Genomic DNA, 18,438 nt, shown 5'->3' on the forward strand with positions numbered 1-18,438 from the left:
GTTTTTTTGTATCTGCGATCCGTAAAAAAAGCGCTTTTCAGCGCTTTTTTGTTATCCCCTTCTCGCCAGCGTCGCCCCATCGGCAAAGTAGGCTTTAATCCCCGCCAGAATCGACTCTGCAACTTCCTGCTGGAAGGTCGCCGTTTTGAGTTTGCGCTCTTCCTCAACGTTACTGATAAACGCTGTTTCTACCAGAATGGACGGAATATCCGGCGCTTTTAGCACCGCAAACCCGGCTTGTTCAACCTGATTCTTATGCAGATTGTTGATTTTACCAAGCTTATTCAATACCGCTTTACCAAACTTCAGGCTGTCGGCGATGGTCAGCGACTGCACCATATCGAACATGGTATGGTCGACGTAGCGGTCGCCACTCTTGCTGACGCCACCGATGAGATCCGAGGCGTTCTGGGTCTGCGCCAGATATTTCGCTGCGGTACTGGTCGCGCCTTTGGTCGAGAGCGCAAACACCGACGAACCGCTGGGCTGTCGACTGGTAAAGGCATCGGCGTGAATCGAGACAAACAGGTCTGCGCGCTGCTTCTGCGCTTTTGCCACACGGACTTTAAGCGGAATGAAAATATCTTCATTTCGCGTCATAAAGACCTTCATGTTGCCCTCTTTCTCTATGAGGGCTCGCAGACGGCGGGCAATCTGCAGTACCACATCTTTTTCACGCGTCTTGTATTTCCCCACCGCGCCGGAATCTTCCCCACCGTGGCCCGGGTCCAGCATAATGACAATGGGGCGATCGCGTCCCGCTTTGCCCGGCTGTGGGCCACTCTGCGCAGGTGGAACCTGTTTATCCAGATCGCCCTTGTTGTAATCTTCCAGCAACGCCAGCAGAGGATCCTGAACATCCTGGGCATTCGCGGGATAGAGATCCATCACCAGACGTTCTTTAAAGCCCGCCACCGGCGCCAGAGCAAAAAGTTGCGGCTTCACATTCTGTTTCAGCTCGAACACCATCCGCACGGTTTGTGGATCAAACTGGCCAACGCGCGCCGATTTAATATACGGGTCGTCAGGACGAATCTGCGCTCCCATGCCCTTGAGCACCGAGTTCAGATTAACGTCTTCAATATCCACAACCACACGCTCAGGATTACTCAGGGCAAACTGTTTGTATTTCAGCAGACGGTTAGATTCTACCGTGACGCGGGTATAGCTGGACGCAGGCCAGATACGTACGGCAACGACCTGACTCGTGGCTGCCAGACCAACCTGGCTGACGCTTAAAAGCCACATAGCACCCGCACCTTTCAGTAAACGGCGGCGACTGATTGCTGAGTTGGATCCCGACATGCTTCTCCCGAGCAAAAGAAATCTGTATTGAGGTAATACGTAAAACGTCCGAATTGACCGGAAACTTTAGCGAATGACGCATAATCTGTCATCTATAAAAGGGTAAACATTCTTTTTATATTCACGGTATTACTGATAAAAATCTTCGGTATGGGTAAAAATTACGCTTGCGTACAGCGCAAAAACAGAATAAAAATACACAAATTACGAATAATCATGCAATGAGGGTGTGCCGTGGTGAAGGAGCGTAGAACCGAACTGGTACAGGGATTCCGCCATTCTGTTCCCTATATCAATACCCATCGGGGAAAAACGTTTGTCATTATGCTGGGCGGCGAAGCCATAGAGCATGAAAACTTTTCCAGTATCGTCAATGACATTGGTCTTCTTCATAGCCTCGGCATCCGCCTGGTCGTGGTCTATGGCGCACGACCGCAGATTGATGCCAATCTTGCGGCGCATCATCATGAACCGGTGTACCACAAAAACACGCGCGTCACCGATGCGAAAACCCTGGAGCTGGTCAAACAGGCTGCGGGTTTACTTCAGCTTGATATTACCGCCCGCCTGTCGATGAGCCTGAATAATACGCCGTTGCAGGGGGCGCATATCAATGTGGTCAGCGGTAATTTTATTATCTCCCAGCCGCTGGGCGTTGATGACGGCGTAGATTACTGCCACAGCGGGCGTATTCGTCGCATCGATGAAGAGGCGATTCACCGCCAGTTAGACAGCGGCGCGATTGTGCTGATGGGCCCGGTCGCCGTTTCCGTCACTGGTGAGAGCTTTAATCTGACGTCAGAAGAGGTCGCCACGCAGTTGGCTATCAAACTGAAGGCGGAGAAGATGATCGGCTTTTGCTCCTCTCAGGGCGTCACCAACGATGATGGCGATATTATTTCCGAGCTGTTTCCCAACGAAGCCCAGGCTCGCGTTGAATTGCAGGAAGAGAAAGGCGATTACAGCTCCGGTACGGTGCGCTTCCTGCGCGGCGCAGTGAAAGCCTGTCGCAGTGGCGTACGCCGTTGCCATCTGATCAGCTATCAGGAAGATGGCGCATTACTGCAGGAACTGTTCTCCCGCGACGGGATCGGGACGCAGATCGTAATGGAAAGCGCCGAGCAGATCCGCCGCGCCACCATTAACGATATCGGCGGGATTCTGGAGCTTATCCGCCCGCTGGAACAGCAAGGTATTCTGGTCCGCCGCTCCCGCGAACAGCTGGAAATGGAGATCGACAAGTTCACCATAATTCAGCGCGATAATCTGACCATTGCCTGCGCCGCCCTGTACCCTTTTCCGGAGGAGAAGATTGGCGAAATGGCGTGCGTGGCAGTGCATCCGGACTACCGTAGCTCATCACGCGGCGAAGTTTTGCTGGAGCGGATTGCTGTGCAGGCCAGACAAATGGGGCTGAGTAAGCTGTTCGTGCTGACGACGCGCAGCATTCACTGGTTCCAGGAGCGCGGCTTCACGCCGGTCGATATCGATCTGCTGCCGGAAAGCAAAAAAGAGATGTACAACTATCAGCGGCGGTCAAAAGTGCTGATGGCGGATTTGGCATAGGAGTGGTTGCCGGATGCGGCATAACTGCCTTATCCGGCCAGCAAATGTTATTGATTAAACAGCGCCGACAATCCGCTTCGGCGTTCGGTTCGGGTGGCAATGGCGCTACTCAATATCCGTTCATCGGCATACAGTGACAAACGACGGCGTGCGCGGGTGACGGCGGTATAGACCAGCTCACGGGTCACCACGGGTGAGTGCTGGTTGGGTAAAATTAACGCCGCGTGGTCAAACTCAGATCCCTGCGATTTGTGCACCGTCATTGCCCAAGTGGTTTCATGTTCAGGCAAACGGCTGGGCTGGACCGATTTGATAGAACCGTCCGGCAGCGCAAACCACACTCTCAGGCCCTGCCCACGATCGAGGGCAATACCAATATCACCGTTAAATAATCCCAACGAACTGTCATTGCGCGCGATCATTACCGGCCTTCCCTCATACCAGCGGCTATGCGTCGAACGGTGAATTTTGCGCTTTTGCGCCATCACCTGCTCAATGCGTTCATTCAAGCCACCCACGCCAAACGGGCCTTCCCGCAGGGCGCACAATAGCTGATACTCATTGAAGGCCTGAATGACAGCATCCGGCTCGGCACGATCGCGCAGTAAATCGAGATAGTTCCCATAACCCGCCAGCGCTTCTTCCAGCATCGCGGCGTAATCCTCGCTGCTGTGCAGAGCGCGTTTTTCGATGTCGCTAAATCCCTGCTGGAAGACCGTTTTTATCGCGGCTTTATCACCACGATTAATCGCCGCAGCCAACTGGCCGATTCCGGAATCGCTACCGAAACGGTAGCTCTTTTGCAGCAGGCACAAACTGTCGCGCAGAGCAGCCGCCTGAGTTCCCGAACCTGCCGGAATAGCGCTTTCGGTCAGGCGACTAAGCTGGCGGGCACGTTCCGGGGTAAAGCCATCACCGACGAAAGCACAGATATCCCCCAGCACCGCCCCCGCTTCAACGGAAGCGAGCTGGTCGCGATCGCCAAGAAAAATCACCCGCCCATGTGGCGGTAGCGCATCGATAAGGCGCGACATCATCGGCAAATCGATCATCGAAGCTTCATCCACCACCAGCACGTCCAGATGCAGCGGGTTTCCTGCATGATGCCGCAGGCGTTGGCTTCCAGGTTGAGCGCCCAATAATCGGTGCAATGTACTGGCATCATCGGGAATGCGCTTCTTTTGCTCATCGGTCAGCGGCAGTTCTCGCAGCGCCGCGCCCAGCGAGGCGGTCAGACGGGCTGCCGCTTTTCCCGTTGGCGCCGCCAGACGAATACGACAGCGTTCACCGTCCGCCATCTGAATCAACGCCGCCAGAAGCCTCGCCACCGTTGTCGTTTTTCCGGTCCCCGGCCCGCCGGAGATCACCGATATACGGCGGGTCAACGCCACAGCAGCCGCCACTTTTTGCCAGTTAACGCCTTCAACGGGTGGAAACAGCGCCGCCAGCGTGTGGGTCAGCCGTTGTTCATCCACCTCAATGGCGTGGTTAACTTCACCGAAAAAGCGCGCCACCGCGCGTTCGTTATGCCACATGCGGTTCAGATACAAGCGATCGCCGTACAGCACCAGCGGCGTGGGCTGCTCGCCACGGCTTACCGCAGCGGAGGCCAGCAGGCATTCCGACCAATCTTCCGGTTCACCGGCCTCGTACAGCCCGGCGCTCAACAGCGGATGGGCATCTTCGCGTAAAGACAACCGGGAAAGCGGTAAGCAAACGTGCCCCTCGCCCGCCTCACGGCTAAGCAGAGCCGCCGCCAGCGTAACGGCAGGGTTGTCGTTTCCGGCAACCGCCAGCGCAAACTGAGCATCCAGAGGACGGAGCTGTTTTTGCTCTACGGCCTCCAGCAATCGTTTCTGGATTGTCATTGCATCTCCTCCAGAGCCGCACCGGCAAACAACTCGTCCATCAACGCGATCAATTCCCCATCGGGTCGGGTAGCGTAAATTCCCTGCTGCGGATTTTCACGGTCAACGCCACGCAGGAAGAGATAAATAACGCCGCCAAAATGGCGTTCATAATCGTAATCAGCAATGCGATGGCGCAGATAACGGTGCAGCGCCAGGGTATACAACTGATACTGCAGATCGTAACGGTGCGCCTGCATGGCTGAGGCCATTGCCTGCTGGGTATACGCAGAACTGTCTTCGCCCAGCCAGTTTGACTTGTAGTCGAGCAGGTAATAACGCCCCTGGTGGCGGAACACCAGGTCAATAAACCCTTTCAGCATGCCGCGTACCTGCATAAAGTCCAGCGGCGGGCAGCCAGCCGAAAGCGGATCGTATTGGCGGATCAACGCATCAAGTTGGCTGGCCATCAGCGGCTGCGAAATCGGCAGATAAAACTCCATCTCCACCTGTTTTTCACGCGCGGAAAGCTGACTCAAACTCACGCCGGTCTCGTTGAGAGGCGCCAGCAAAATGGCGTCCAACCATGCGGTCAAAACCGGCGTCCAGTGTGCATCATAACCGCCCAACGCCAGTTTTTCTTCGACCCAATGCGGCTCTACCGGTTGGGTGAAGTCGAGATCTTCAAACAGGCTATGCAAAAATGTACCCGGCGAAGCGCCGCGCGGAAACTGATGCGGCGTGAGTCCTGACTCTTCAATAACCTCACCGACGCCTGCGGCATCGATATCCAGTCGCGGGATCAGATCCTGCGCAATACCATGCCCACGCTGTTGCAGACCGGAATAGCTGGTCACGCGCCAGCTGTCACCAGGTGTACGCTGCAGTATTTTTGCATTCAACGTAGAACTGGCGGGCTGTGCAACCTGCCAGCGCTCACCGTCCGGTTTATTCGGCGTCAGGCAGGCGATATCCTCACCGCACAGCGCCTCAATAGCGCCACGCAGACCCGCGGCATCCATCGGCTCGCCTTTTTGCAGCAGGCGGCCAAGGGCACTCTGATGCACATCGGTATCCCCTTTCTTATCGCCCCGACGGCGTACCAACGGCGCCACGCCAAGGCTGCAGTGCCATACCGAACGGGTGAGCGCAACATAGAGCAAGCGCAAGTCTTCTGCCAGACGTTCCGCTTCGGCCAGCTCAACGCTCTCCGCGGCATCGCTGAGATCCAGCACCGCTTCAAAGGAGCTGCGATCGTGGTAGAAAGCCTGATCCTGGACGCGGAAATTAGTGATAAACGGCAACCAGACCAGCGGATATTCCAGCCCTTTCGATTTATGGATGGTGACGATTTTAACCAAATGCTTGTCGCTTTCGAGCCTGAGCTGCTGACTGGACGCATTGCTGTCGGGTTCAAGAATATGCTGAGATAGCCAGCGCACCAGCGCATGCTCGCTTTCCAGTTGCGATCCGGCTTCCTGGAGCAGTTCGCTGATATGTAAAATATCGGTCAGGCGGCGTTCGCCCCCCGCCGTCGCCAGCAGGTTTTCCGCAATATGGCGAGCGGACATCAGCGCGCGCAGCATGGGCATCACGCCGCGTTTATGCCAGATCTGACGATAGCCATCGAACTCCTCGACTACCGCATCCCAGGCATTTTCGTCGTTATTTAACGCTTCGAGATCCTGCGCATTCAGCCCCATCATTGAGGTTGCCAGCGCGCTACGCAGCGTGTTCTCACGCTCCGGCGTCATCACCGCTTGCAGCACCCACAGCAGTTCCTGCGCTTCCAGCGTTTCAAACACGCTGTCACGGTTGGAGAGATAAACAGAGGGAATGGCCAGTTGCGTCAGCGCATCGCGGACCAGCGCCGCCTCCTGGCGGCTACGAACCAGTACGCTGATGTCCGAGGCGCGTACCGGCCTGGACGTTTTACCGCTGACCAGTTGTGCAGCGCCAGAATACCCGGCCTTAAGCCAGTCGCGAATTTGCGTGGCGCACACCTGCGCCATGTAGTTCTGATAGTCGCCTACGCCACAGCTTTCCCCTTCCATCAGCCACATACTCATGGCTGGCTGCGTTTCACCGTGTAAAACAAACTGAAGCGACTGGTTTTTCTCTGCGGATTTTACCGGGCTGAAGGGGATGTCGCGGAACATAAAGGCGTCGTTCATCTGGCTGAAAATCGTATTCACGCTATTGACCATGCCAGGAGCCGAACGCCAGTTAGTATCGAGCGTATAGTGCGCGCTGACTTCGCTGCGCGCCTTCATGTAGGTAAAGATATCCGCGCCGCGAAAGGCGTAAATTGCCTGTTTCGGATCGCCAATCAGCAGCAGCGCGGTGTCCGGTTGATGCTGCCAGATACGGCGGAAAATACGGTATTGCTGCGGGTCGGTATCCTGGAACTCATCAATCATCGCGACCGGAAAACGGGTACGAATCGCCGTCGCCAGCGCATCGCCGCTTTCACTGCGCAACGCTGCATCCAGACGGCTGAGCATATCGTCAAAACCCAGCTCGCCGCGGCGGCGTTTCTCCTCGGCAACCGCCGTGCGGATCTCCGCCAGCGCCCGGGTGATCACCAGATCGCGGATTGTCAGCGGTTGGCCAAGCAGTTGATCAATAGCGACGAAAAGCGGGTGCTGAGGCGTTACGCCGCCCGCTTTGGTTCGCTCTTCTAAAAAGCGCTGGGAGAATTTCTCCAGCGCATCAGGCAACTGATAGCTTTGGGTTTCTTCCTGCGCCCATGCGCTGATCTTTTCGATCCACTTACCCTGGTTACCACGATTAAATTTACGCCGGTCGATCCCGGATGCTTCCAGCAGGCCATCCAGCTCATCAACGGCATCGCACCATTGCTGCTTAATTTGATTAATGCGCGCGAGGATTTGTTCGTGCCGGGTTGCCAGCGTTTCGTCATCGGGCGGTGGAGCCTTGATAACCGGTGCTTCCCCTTGCAGATAGCGATCGATATCTCTCAGCAGCGCCTGCGGTCCTTTCCACGTTTCAAAAATCACCTGCGCAATGTCACGGGGCAGCGGATAGCAGTGTCGACGCCAGAAGTCCGCACAGGCCTGATAGCGCAGCAGCGATTCATCTTCGATTAGTTGTTGCTCAAACAGCATGCCTGACTCAAAAGCGTTGAGGCTGAGCATACGCTGGCAAAAGCCGTGAATGGTAAACACCGCCGCTTCATCCATCTGTCTTTCTGCCAATAGCAGCCACTGGGCGGCCTGTTTTTTATCGGCGATTTCATCTAACAGACGGACGTATAGCGGGTTATCGGTGGTTTCACGCAGGCAGGCAATACGCAGTTCATGGATGTTGCTACGAATTCGACCGCGCAGCTCTTCAGTAGCCGCCTCGGTGAAGGTGACCACTAACAGTTCTTCGACGGTCAGCGGACGGGGAAAGGCGGCAGAGCCGCCCAGTCCAAGCAGTAAACGTAAATACAGGGCGGCGATGGTAAAGGTTTTACCGGTGCCCGCAGAGGCTTCAATCAGGCGCTCGCCCGTCAGGGGCAAGCGGAGTGGATCAAGGGACTCAGCGGCATCATTCATTCTTATCACTCATCAGGGGTAAGGTTTGCTGCAACGCGCTGACGGTCTGCCACACTTTCCAGCCTTCCGGGTGCACATATTCTGCTTTCCCGTTCTGACTGCCGGAAACCTGTGACAGTATCGCCATGCCTTGCGGCTCAACCACCGCCTGATGGAAGAAGTCGGCAAGCTTTTGCGGCGTCAGCAGTTTAATCTGAGCCACTATTTTATCACGTGAATCGAAGCGCATATTGCCGCGATCAAAATCTTTGCTTAACTGCGAGGCTTCTGCCCCCAGCGTTTGCGGGGCCTGGAGCATTTGCGCAATAATCGCCTGCTGAATTTGTGCGAACTCATCAGCTTTCATCGCCCGCAGCTTCGCTTCCGCCGTGGGGAAAAATGCCTTATAGCGTTCCCAGAGATAGGACGGTTGCTTGTCGCTGCTTTGCAACAGGAAGCCCATTCCCCACTGGCGGCCAACGCTCATTGGGAAAGCAAAGACGGCATAACCTAATTGCTCTTCAGTACGCAGTTGATTGTAGAACCACGGTTGAACAATCTGCCCTAACATGGCGCTATAGGCTGAACTGGTGTACTCATCGTATCCAGTTGGCACAAATACCGCCGCCAGCGCGGAATCCGTACTACTGCCCGCTTTTTCAAAGATGACAGACTGCTTCTTGTCTACCACAACATCTTTGTTTCGGCACCACTGTGAGCCGTTCGCACCAAGCTGCTTCTGGATATCCCGCGCCATGGTTTTCGCCTGAGTTTCACTCATATTACCGACCACCAGGAATTCGGGACGCGCCCCGGTTTTCAAGGCGTCGCGATAGGCCATTACCTCTTTCAGGGTGATGGAAGGCAGTAGCTTACGGCGCTCATCGCGTGAGAAGTACGGTACCTGAGACAGCATCTGAACCGGCATGATCGCCTGATCGTAGGCTTTGCCTTTCTCCGCCGAGTCCATCATCTGGGCGTACCAGGATTTCGCCTGTTCCAGCTGTTCATCTGTTGAGGTGTAACTGAAATAACCGCTCAGCAGCGCCTGGAAAAGCTGCGGCAAACGCTGAGTATAGCCGTTGGCGTTAAGCATCAGGCCGTTATTAGCGTTTGTAGAAAAACCAATACCTCCCACTGCGGCCTGGTTACTTAACTGGTCGAGTGCAATACCCGCCAGATAATCGTTCAGGGCGAATAAGACCTGATTGCGGGCGCTGTCCATCGCTTTCGGGTTACGCAGTATCACGCTGACATCAACCTTTGGCTCGCTGGCAAAATATTGGCTCGGCGCATACACCACGCGTAAATCCGGCTCATCAACGATCAGTTCCGGGTGAGCGTATTTTTTATCCGCCTTAATCAGCGTGAAATCATCAGGAATGTAGGGGTTCAACTCCGGTAATGACAACGCAATGCCCTGCGCTTTTTGCTGCCAGTCGGCAAAGGTTTTGTCGCTGATTTTATCTACCTGATAAGGCGCATCGACAAAGTAAGCAGTTTTATTATGCGGCTCTTTCGCACTGATATACCAGATACGCGCATTCTGCGGCGTCATCATTGCCAGACGTTGCTCAACGGCTTTGGCATCGTACTGGTCGGCAATATTCACCGCATCCAGAGTATGCTCGACGGGAACGCGGATCATGGTATCCGCCAGCCATTCAACGTAGTCCATATCACGGGTGATAGAGGGATAACGAAAATCGAGATCCAGCACGTGCGCCAGTTCGTCAAAATAGCGTTTATTGATACCTTTTTCACGTAACAGGTTGAGATAGCTAAAGATTGCAGCAACAACTTCATCGCGATTCGCCAGCCCTTTGTCGGTTAACGTCGCGGAAATGGCTAACACGCCGCTATTCCCATTGACCACCGGATCGGAGTCCGCACGAATACCTTCAACCAGCCCCTGCTTTTGCAACCAGTCAGACAATGTGCCCGGACTACGATTGCCAATCAGGTAGGTCACCAGCTCATCGGTTTTACTGCGGAACTGCGCGCTATTGTTATCAATACGAAACTCGACGCGCAGCACTTTACGCGGCATTGCCGGAACATAGTGGATGATGACGCCCTTTTGCGCGTCGGTGACAACCGGGACGGTTATTTCCGGTTTTTCGATATTTCTGTTTGGCACGCGTCCAAAGGTGTCAGCCGCTATCCGCGCCAGCTCTGGCAATGGTTTATTGCTATAAATCACCGCCTTCATCAGGTTCGCGGAGTAGTACTTTTCATGAAATTTGTGTAACGCCTGTACCACCGGATTACCCGGTTTATCGCTTAATGTTTCCAGATTTCCGCCGGAGAAGCGCGAACCAGGGTGCGCCGGGTTAATAGTCTCCGCACTCACCTGCGCCATACGCATCCCGTCTCGGGTACGCGCCAGCGTCAGCTCGGAGTTAACCGCGTTACGCTCGCGATCGGCATATTTTTTATCCAGTAACGGATCGGCAATAGCGTCTGCCAGGCGATCTACAGCCCCCACCAGCGCGTCGTTTTCAACCTCAAGATAGAAAGCCGTACGATAAGGCGCAGTGCTGGCATTATGGCTGCCGCCGTGCATTTTCAGGAATTCAGACAGGCTGTCCGGCTGCGGATATTTTTTCGACCCCATCAGACACATGTGTTCGAGATAATGCGCCAGCCCCTGATGATCGTCCGGATCTTCCAGCGAACCCACGGGGACCACCAGTGCAGAAAGGGATTTCACGGCCTGCGGATCGGATACCAGCAATACGACCATACCGTTATCAAGGCGCACGGCCTGATACTGACGGGTGTCTTTATCGCTTTTACGGATGGTTTCAGCTAAAGGCTGCCAACCGGTATCAGCCTGACTTACGGGAACCCAAAGGGCGACGAACAACAGTAATGCGCTAAACCAGGTGCTGCAGGGCATTCACAAACCTCATCATTAACGTATTCACCTGTTCACTGCAAACAACGCATTAAGCGTGTTCTGAACAGGGCAAGACTCTGTGCTGAACGCGTCAGCCTCTTCTCTTTGTAAGAATCAGTCCGTGACAGAAAGCGCATCATAGTGGAAGCCATCAAATTGCGCAATTTTTATACAATCATCACGACTGATTAAATCGAAAAATCGGTAACAGGTAACGCTGAGACTGTAAAACAATGGTCTCCAGCGTATCAGCATCCAGTTGACGCCACAGACGTTGATACCAGATGTCATCACCTTCACCGCGTACCATCATGTTGCCTTCATAGGCCTGCAGAAACTTACTGCGCGCTTTTTGCAACGTATCATCGTCATCTAACATGGCATCATTTACGGCGTCATAACAGGTTTTTATCCACGCCCCACCACTTTCCGGTAATACCAGTAGCGGCGATGACATGCCTTCCCGATATCCCTCAATAAGTTGCGACAGATACTGTAACGCCTGTTCGGCCTCCAGTGGAGGGAAACGCCACTCGCCGTCTTTGCGTAAGAACAACCGGCTTTCTCCCGTACCGCCACTCGCACAATAGACAAGATGTTCCAGCCAAAGTTGCACACCCTGCGCAATGCTGATCAAAGATGGGCGCCAGCGCAACAAACCGTCCTCTTGCACCTGCGGCAACCAACCGGTGATTTGCACGCCGTTACAGGTAAGATCGATTTCCATGCTCTGACAAGGCTGACGACAGGCGATAATGCGTTCAGCCAGCGTCTGCATCTCCTGACGCTGCGTATCCCACAGAATTTCACCAAATGGCCCATAGGGAAGCGCACCCGCCGCACGAAAACGGCGAAACAGTCGTTCAGCGTCGTTCTCTTCAACCAGGGTATTAAGCAACTGCTGATTAAGTTGATAGCGGCTGAGCCCTTCGAGGATAAAGGGTTCTGTTTCCGGGATTTCGCTCTCTTCAGAGCGGAAATTTACCCTCAGGCGCATCTGGAAAAACGCCCGCACCGGATGAGCCCAAAAGCGTTGCAGCGTTTCCAGCGTCAGGGTTTCAGGCATTGTAAAGGGGAGCGGCTGGACAAAATCCGTGTGCGCTTTGCCTGACAGACTTGCCGCTGGCAACCACTCTCGAGCATAACTTTGCTGCTCACCTGGCAGATAGTTTTGTGCATCAAAGGGCATACGGGTATGTAAACGGGTAATGTGCGCTTTTACTTTCGCTTCACTTTGATCGCTAGTGAGTAATTCATCGCCCGGCAAATAGTGGCTTTGCCCAATGTAATCCATAAGTTCCTGCACCAGCACCGACGGGAAGCGCTCACTGTTATCCTGGATTGAGCGGCCGATATAGCTGATATAGAGCGTTTGTTGCGCCGAAATCAGGGCTTCGAGGAACAGATAGCGGTCATCATCACGGCGGCTTCGGTCACCACGCCTCGGTTTTTGGCTCATCAGATCAAATCCCAGCGGCGCAAGCTGGCGCGGATAAACGCCATCGTTCATGCCCAACAGGCACACCACTTTGAAAGGGATAGAGCGCATCGGCATCAGCGTACAGATATTGACAGGCCCTGCCAGGAAACGCTGGCTAATGCGCTCCTGGTCAAGACGCTGCGCCAGTTCGTCACGTAACAGAGACAGCGGTATGGCCTCGCCATACTCGGCCCCCAAACCTTCAGTGATAATGGCCTGCCACTGCTGTTCAATCAGCGTCATCGCCGCTTCGGTGTCCGCGTCCGGCAGGAAGAAATCATTAAGCATGTCCCGGCAAACGGGTAACCACTCTTCCAGCGGGCGTTCCTGTGCTAACCCTCTGCGCCAGATGTTTAGCTGCATCAGCAACGAGGCCAAATGCCCGACTAACTCGGCAATCAAACCACTGGACTCATCATAGGGCAATACCGACTGCCACTCACCCTGTGCGCTTTCCATCGCATAGCCCAGCAGCATACGTGTTAAACCAAATTGCCAGGTATGCTGGCCAGTTGGAGGAAGCGCGAGTTCGCGCACGTTGTCGTCGTCAATGCCCCAGCGAATTCCAGATTCATTGACCCACAAACGAAGATAGCGCAACCCTTCTTCATTGATGTTGAAACGCGCAGCCAGCACGGGCACATCCAGTAATGCCAGGACATCCTCTGAGACAAAACGGCTGTCCGGTAGCGAAAGCAGGCTAATAAACGCCTGTAAGACGGGATGAGACTGACGCGCCCGGCGATCGGAAATAGCATACGGCAGGTAACGATCGGCCGGTGCACTGCCAAAGACAGCCTGAATAAATGGACTGTAGCTGTCGATATCCGCCACCATCACGATGATGTCGCGCGGCGTCAGTGTTGGGTCCGCTTCCAGCATTGCCAGCAACCGGTCGTGGAGTATTTCCACTTCGCGTTGTGGGCTATGACAGACATGAAACGTCACACTAGTATCATTCGGTTCAAGCAACCGTTTATTGTCGCTACGCGAATACTCCTCCAGGCTGACTCCTGCCACCGCATGGTTTTCGAGTTCCAGAATATCCGCTTGAATATTATGCAAAAGATTGTCAGGAGTAATATCGACAAACGCATCCAGCTCCTGGCTGTTTTCCAATTCCGAAAGCAAATATATGTAGTCACGTCCTAGTTTTCCCCATGAGGCCAACATCGGATTCCCCACATCCTGCTCACCATCGCTGTTAAACAGTCCTTCAGCATTCTGACTATCGCGAAACAGCGGTAAATGTCGTTCTTCAAAGCTATGCCTACGCTGACGCGCCAACAGTTTAGCCAGATAAGCGGGGTCTTTAATATCCCCCCAGTAGTAACGACAGGGATTGGTAAAAAGCAGATGAATATCAATATGCTTACCCAGCGCTTGTAATGCCTGCAGATACACGGGCGGTAGCGCGGAGATACCACAAATAAAGACGCGCGAGGGCAAGCCTTGTGGGCAGTCAGACGTATTCTCCAGGGTCTGAATAAACCGCTGATATAAATTGGCACGATGCCAGCCTGGCTGTCCCAGTTCAGCCGTGTATTCCACCAGTGCTTTCCACAATGGCGCTTGCCAGGCCTGAGCATCTCCTAGCCCTTCCACCTGCAGCCCCACCTCCCACTGCGTCAGCCATTCAGGACGGTAGACTAAATACTGGTCGAACAGATCCGCAGCGCGTGATGAAAGCTGAAACAGCTTACGTTTGTCTGTGTCGTCGGTGAGATAGTGGCGTAGCAGTGCGAAATCGTCGTTATCCAGCAATTGAGGTAGCAGCGTCATCAGCTTCCAGCTCATGCTCTGTTTGCTAAATGCGCTCTCTTTTGGGATATCCGGCAATACACGCACAAACATATCCCAGATAAAACTCGCTGGCAGCGGGAAATCAATGTTAGCGGCAATACCAAACTTCTGTGCCAGAGTCATTTGCAACCACTGCGCCATACCGGTGCTTTGAACCAGGATCATCTCGGGTTCAAAGGGGTCGTCCAGCCGCTCGCGCTCAACGATATATTCCATCAACGCTTCCAGCACATCCAGACGATTGGAGTGGTAGACCCTTAACATAGCAACTCCTGACTACTGACGATTTGGGCAGTGCAGTCGTGTCATCTGACCCTGCCTGCCCAGAGGGGAAGTAATTTTAACATTGATGCTGACACATCCCGCTATCGTTGTCTGCATTCGGTTAATTTGCCAGTTTAAAGGTGGTGAATACATATGCAACTGCGTTTGCTGCCAGGCGTGATGCCACAATTGTTGATACTGGCTTCTGACTAAAAAGCTCTTCATCAGCGCCCGCTGATATCCGGAAAGCGCGGTCACGATCATAATCATCAGCACCATTGCCAGCATCACTTCCGGCAGGCTAAAACCACGCTGTCTGTTCAGGGTATCAGACATAACGCCAGCACCTTTAACGGGCAGAAATCGCTCCAGCCATGCGCTGAGAATTCGATAGTACCCTCGATAATCATCCCCTGACGCCATAGCGATATACCTTCATATTGCGCAATAAGCAGCACAAGATCGTCGTCGAGCACACGCAGGCAGACTGTCGCACCCTGTGTGGAATAGCGTCGACACTGCGTTGCCATCTGCAAGCTCCAGGGCTGCATACGTGCCCATTCCATGGCGGATTGCACCACTGCCTGATGTTGTAGCGACTGGCTTTCCGTTGCCACCCGCGACGCAAAACTCGCCTCCTGTCGGCTCACGCCTTGCAGCAACAGACTGCCAAGTACCAGGAGTAAAAGCACCATTGCAAGCGATGAAACACCTCGCTCACGGTTCACAGGTTGAATCCTGTGACGTCATAGAATACCTCAATGACCTTTTGAGGTTCGGCGTTGCTTCTCCCGCGCAGGTGCAACGAAAGCACTGGCGCAAATCCTCTGATATTCAGGCGCTCCACCTGAAATACCTCAATCTGAATAGAATCCGGATCGGTCATTTTATCCCAACCTTTTCCCACGCAGGTTGTTGCGCCACGCAAGGTTTCCAGCACCTTATCTTGAACACGAAACCCAACGGCATCGGCCTCCTTTGTCGGAATATCGTCCCAAACACCGTTGCTATTGGCATCCCAGCGTACAATCACACAGTCTCCCGCGGCTGATATCATCAGCCCTTCTCCGATACAGTTTCCCCGACAATAGCCAGCCCGCTGGAGATGCTTCGCCACGGTATAGATCCGCTGCCAGAGCTCATCTTCAAGCACTAGCTGACGAGTGTTCTGCAAAATTTCTCGCTGCAGCGCAGGTAAAAATCGCGCAGCGCTGAGGAGTAAAATGCTGCTTATCACCATAGCGATAAGCACCTCAAGCAGTGAAAAGCCACGTTCACTTACCGACATTGATCCGCCTCACCGCGTTCGCAAAGCCTGATTCGTCCCCAACCAGACACCACCACACGCCATTCACCTGCAGCATTCTTCAGGTAGATATGCCCGGCCCATGCGGTATTACGTAGGCCAAAAAAAGCCAGTGACGGTGTTATCTCTGCCATCTCGACATCAGCCCAGAGTGGCGTAAAAATCAACGGTGAAACCGGCTGACACGAAGTTTGTGACGTCGCTGAGCTTGCCAGACACCATGTTCCTCCTTCGCGGAGCACGTTGATGACGTGATCACGATTACGCCAGTTAGCATCTTCGCGCAATTGCAGCAGGTAATCCCGCACCTGGCTGGCTGTTTGCCATAACCGCTGCTGTTGTTGCCAGCGCTGCCAACCGTACAACCCCGATGCGCCAAGCGCCGCGACAATCAGCATTGCAATCAGGGTTTCGAGAAGCGTGTAGCCTTGTTGTTTTTTCATGTCGCCAGTATGGCGTGAGAGAAATTAATAACGAGGGGGAAATTCAGCTTCTTCGGCAAGCTACGGAGAATATTTATCGCATTACATCACGTTGCAAAATTTCAGGAATCAACGCCGCAGAATAGAATGTAAGGCAAAAAAAACCGACGCATAAGGCGCCGGTTGTGACAGGATTAGCCTCGATCAGATAGCGACCGGTGCTTTAATGCCTGGGTGCGGATCGTAACCCTCAATTTCGAAGTCGTCGAAACGATAGTCGAAAATTGAATCAGGTTTACGCTTGATAACCAGCTTCGGCAGCGCACGTGGCTCACGGCTAAGCTGCAGATGTGTTTGATCCATATGGTTGCTGTACAGGTGCGTGTCACCGCCTGTCCAGACAAAATCACCGACTTCAAGATCGCACTGCTGCGCCATCATGTGAACCAGCAAGGCGTAGCTGGCGATGTTGAACGGCAGACCGAGGAACACATCGCATGAACGCTGATACAGTTGGCAAGAGAGTTTGCCATCCGCCACGTAGAACTGGAAGAACGCATGACACGGCGCCAACGCCATCTTATCCAGTTCGCCTACGTTCCACGCGGAAACGATAATACGACGGGAATCCGGGTCGTTTTTCAACTGGTTCAGCACCGTCGTGATCTGGTCGATATGGCGGCCATCCGGTGTTGGCCATGCACGCCACTGTTTACCGTACACCGGACCTAAATTACCGTTCTCATCAGCCCATTCATCCCAGATTGAGACGTTGTTTTCATGCAGGTAGGCAACGTTGGTGTCGCCCTGCAAAAACCACAACAGCTCATGGATGATCGAGCGTAAATGGCAGCGTTTAGTCGTAACCAGCGGGAACCCTTCCTGCAGATTAAAACGCATCTGATGACCAAAAATGGAAAGCGTTCCGGTTCCGGTGCGGTCGTTTTTCTGTGTGCCTTCATCCAGCACTTTTTGCATCAGTTCTAAATACTGTTTCATGGTTCCTCAGGAAACGTGTTGCTGCGGGCTGCGACGGTACGCCCAAACCATCATAATAATACCTGCGACAATCATCGGGATAGACAGGATCTGCCCCATGCTGATGTACTGGACCCATGTGCCGGTAAACTGCGCATCCGGCTGGCGGAAGAATTCGACGATAATACGAAACGCGCCATAGCCAATCAGGAACAGACCGGAAACCGAGCCCATCGGACGAGGTTTGCGAATAAACAGGTTAAGAATGATAAACAGCACAACCCCTTCCAGCGCCATCTCATAAAGCTGTGAGGCATGGCGAGGCAAAGAGCCGTATGTGTCAAAAATAGACTGCCACTGCGGATTGGTTTGCAGCAATAAAATATCTTCAGTGCGGGAGCCAGGGAACAGCATGGCGTACTTAAAGTTAGGGTCAACGCGTCCCCACAGTTCACCGTTGATAAAGTTACCCAGGCGGCCTGCGCCCAAACCAAACGGAATTAGTGGAGCAATAAAATCAGAGACCTGGAAGAATGTACGCTTGGTGCGTTTGGCGAAGATAATCATCACCAGAATCACCCCGATAAGCCCGCCATGGAAGGACATGCCCCCATCCCAGACGCGGAACAGATACAGCGGGTTATCAAGGAACAGCGGGAAGTTATAGAACAGCACGTAGCCAATACGCCCGCCGAGGAAGACCCCGAGGAAGCCTGCATAAAGTAAGTTTTCTACTTCGTTTTTGGTCCAGCCACTGCCCGGGCGATTAGCCCGGCGCGTCGCCAGCCACATCGCGAAAATAAACCCCACCAGATACATCATGCCGTACCAGTGAAGCGCGACGGGTCCAATTGAGAAAATGACCGGATCGAAATCCGGAAAATGCAGATAGCTACTGGTCATCTGTCACCACAAGTTCTTGTTATTTCGCTGAAGTCAGACAGCAATTGATAAGCGCGCCTGCATAATGCAGGCGCTCCAAAGGTGCGAATGATAGCACAAGGGGATCGCAGCGGATGCCGG

Annotated in this window: 12 protein-coding genes; 1 reads left to right on the plus strand and 11 read right to left on the minus strand. The window is 53.8% G+C overall.

The features are described from left to right. Nucleotides 1-51: 51 nt before the first annotated feature. Nucleotides 52-1,305 carry an N-acetylmuramoyl-L-alanine amidase AmiC gene (gene amiC / locus SK32_RS15200; RefSeq protein WP_048213099.1) on the minus strand — a complete coding sequence of 418 codons (1,254 nt, stop codon included), beginning with the start codon at nucleotides 1,303-1,305 and terminating at the stop codon, nucleotides 52-54. Between the two features lie 234 nt (nucleotides 1,306-1,539). Here amiC and argA point away from each other — a divergent pair, with 234 nt between their 5' ends. Beyond that, nucleotides 1,540-2,871: an amino-acid N-acetyltransferase gene (gene argA / locus SK32_RS15205; RefSeq protein ID WP_048213100.1), complete on the plus strand. Its 1,332-nt coding sequence runs from the start codon at nucleotides 1,540-1,542 to the stop codon at nucleotides 2,869-2,871. Between the two features lie 47 nt (nucleotides 2,872-2,918). On the opposite strand, the gene recD is transcribed toward argA, so the two are convergent. From recD to lgt, 10 genes are all read right to left on the minus strand, one after another. Further along, the gene (gene recD, locus SK32_RS15210; protein WP_048213101.1) at nucleotides 2,919-4,739 is read right to left on the minus strand and encodes an exodeoxyribonuclease V subunit alpha; all 1,821 of its coding nucleotides are present in this window, start codon (nucleotides 4,737-4,739) and stop codon (nucleotides 2,919-2,921) included. Beyond that, nucleotides 4,736-8,281, minus strand: a complete 3,546-nt coding sequence (gene recB, locus SK32_RS15215) for an exodeoxyribonuclease V subunit beta (RefSeq protein WP_048213102.1) — start codon at nucleotides 8,279-8,281, stop codon at nucleotides 4,736-4,738. The genes recD and recB overlap by 4 nt, the downstream gene beginning before the upstream one ends. Continuing rightward, nucleotides 8,274-11,162: a pitrilysin gene (gene ptrA / locus SK32_RS15220; protein ID WP_048213103.1), complete on the minus strand. Its 2,889-nt coding sequence runs from the start codon at nucleotides 11,160-11,162 to the stop codon at nucleotides 8,274-8,276. Before ptrA ends, recB begins: the two co-directional genes overlap by 8 nt. Before the next feature lie 178 nt (nucleotides 11,163-11,340). Further along, the gene (gene recC, locus SK32_RS15225) at nucleotides 11,341-14,709 is read right to left on the minus strand and encodes an exodeoxyribonuclease V subunit gamma (protein WP_048213104.1); all 3,369 of its coding nucleotides are present in this window, start codon (nucleotides 14,707-14,709) and stop codon (nucleotides 11,341-11,343) included. 12 nt (nucleotides 14,710-14,721) lie between these two features. Further along, a complete protein-coding gene (locus tag SK32_RS15230; RefSeq protein ID WP_048213105.1) occupies nucleotides 14,722-15,045 on the minus strand; it encodes a prepilin-type N-terminal cleavage/methylation domain-containing protein in 324 nt (107 codons plus the stop codon). Continuing rightward, on the minus strand, nucleotides 15,030-15,437 hold the full coding sequence (locus SK32_RS15235) for a DUF2509 family protein (RefSeq protein ID WP_048213106.1): 408 nt from the start codon (nucleotides 15,435-15,437) through the stop codon (nucleotides 15,030-15,032). The genes SK32_RS15230 and SK32_RS15235 overlap by 16 nt, the downstream gene beginning before the upstream one ends. Then, nucleotides 15,434-15,997: a prepilin peptidase-dependent protein gene (locus SK32_RS15240; RefSeq protein ID WP_048213107.1), complete on the minus strand. Its 564-nt coding sequence runs from the start codon at nucleotides 15,995-15,997 to the stop codon at nucleotides 15,434-15,436. Before SK32_RS15240 ends, SK32_RS15235 begins: the two co-directional genes overlap by 4 nt. After that, nucleotides 15,988-16,458: a prepilin peptidase-dependent protein gene (locus SK32_RS15245; protein WP_048213108.1), complete on the minus strand. Its 471-nt coding sequence runs from the start codon at nucleotides 16,456-16,458 to the stop codon at nucleotides 15,988-15,990. The genes SK32_RS15240 and SK32_RS15245 overlap by 10 nt, the downstream gene beginning before the upstream one ends. A gap of 183 nt (nucleotides 16,459-16,641) precedes the next feature. Further along, nucleotides 16,642-17,436 (minus strand): thymidylate synthase, encoded by a 795-nt coding sequence (gene thyA, locus SK32_RS15250; RefSeq protein ID WP_005123418.1) that lies wholly within the window; start codon nucleotides 17,434-17,436, stop codon nucleotides 16,642-16,644. 6 nt (nucleotides 17,437-17,442) lie between these two features. Further along, entirely contained in the window at nucleotides 17,443-18,318 is an 876-nt protein-coding gene (gene lgt / locus SK32_RS15255) for a prolipoprotein diacylglyceryl transferase (RefSeq protein WP_048213109.1), read from the minus strand. Between the last annotated feature and the right edge of the window lie 120 nt (nucleotides 18,319-18,438).

Source organism: Citrobacter sp. MGH100 (assembly GCF_001034465.1).
GTDB classification, from domain to species: Bacteria; Pseudomonadota; Gammaproteobacteria; order Enterobacterales; family Enterobacteriaceae; genus Citrobacter; species Citrobacter youngae.

What these genes read in the sequence shown, in the direction of transcription:
- SK32_RS15245 (WP_048213108.1), bottom strand. Translation starts at nt 16,458, where the DNA reads ATGAAAAAACAACAAGGCTACACGCTTCTCGAAACCCTGATTGCAATG.
- ptrA (WP_048213103.1), bottom strand. Translation starts at nt 11,162, where the DNA reads ATGCCCTGCAGCACCTGGTTTAGCGCATTACTGTTGTTCGTCGCCCTT.
- recB (WP_048213102.1), bottom strand. Translation starts at nt 8,281, where the DNA reads ATGAATGATGCCGCTGAGTCCCTTGATCCACTCCGCTTGCCCCTGACG.
- recC (WP_048213104.1), bottom strand. Translation starts at nt 14,709, where the DNA reads ATGTTAAGGGTCTACCACTCCAATCGTCTGGATGTGCTGGAAGCGTTG.
- thyA (WP_005123418.1), bottom strand. Translation starts at nt 17,436, where the DNA reads ATGAAACAGTATTTAGAACTGATGCAAAAAGTGCTGGATGAAGGCACA.
- amiC (WP_048213099.1), bottom strand. Translation starts at nt 1,305, where the DNA reads ATGTCGGGATCCAACTCAGCAATCAGTCGCCGCCGTTTACTGAAAGGT.
- recD (WP_048213101.1), bottom strand. Translation starts at nt 4,739, where the DNA reads ATGACAATCCAGAAACGATTGCTGGAGGCCGTAGAGCAAAAACAGCTC.
- SK32_RS15230 (WP_048213105.1), bottom strand. Translation starts at nt 15,045, where the DNA reads ATGTCTGATACCCTGAACAGACAGCGTGGTTTTAGCCTGCCGGAAGTG.
- SK32_RS15240 (WP_048213107.1), bottom strand. Translation starts at nt 15,997, where the DNA reads ATGTCGGTAAGTGAACGTGGCTTTTCACTGCTTGAGGTGCTTATCGCT.
- lgt (WP_048213109.1), bottom strand. Translation starts at nt 18,318, where the DNA reads ATGACCAGTAGCTATCTGCATTTTCCGGATTTCGATCCGGTCATTTTC.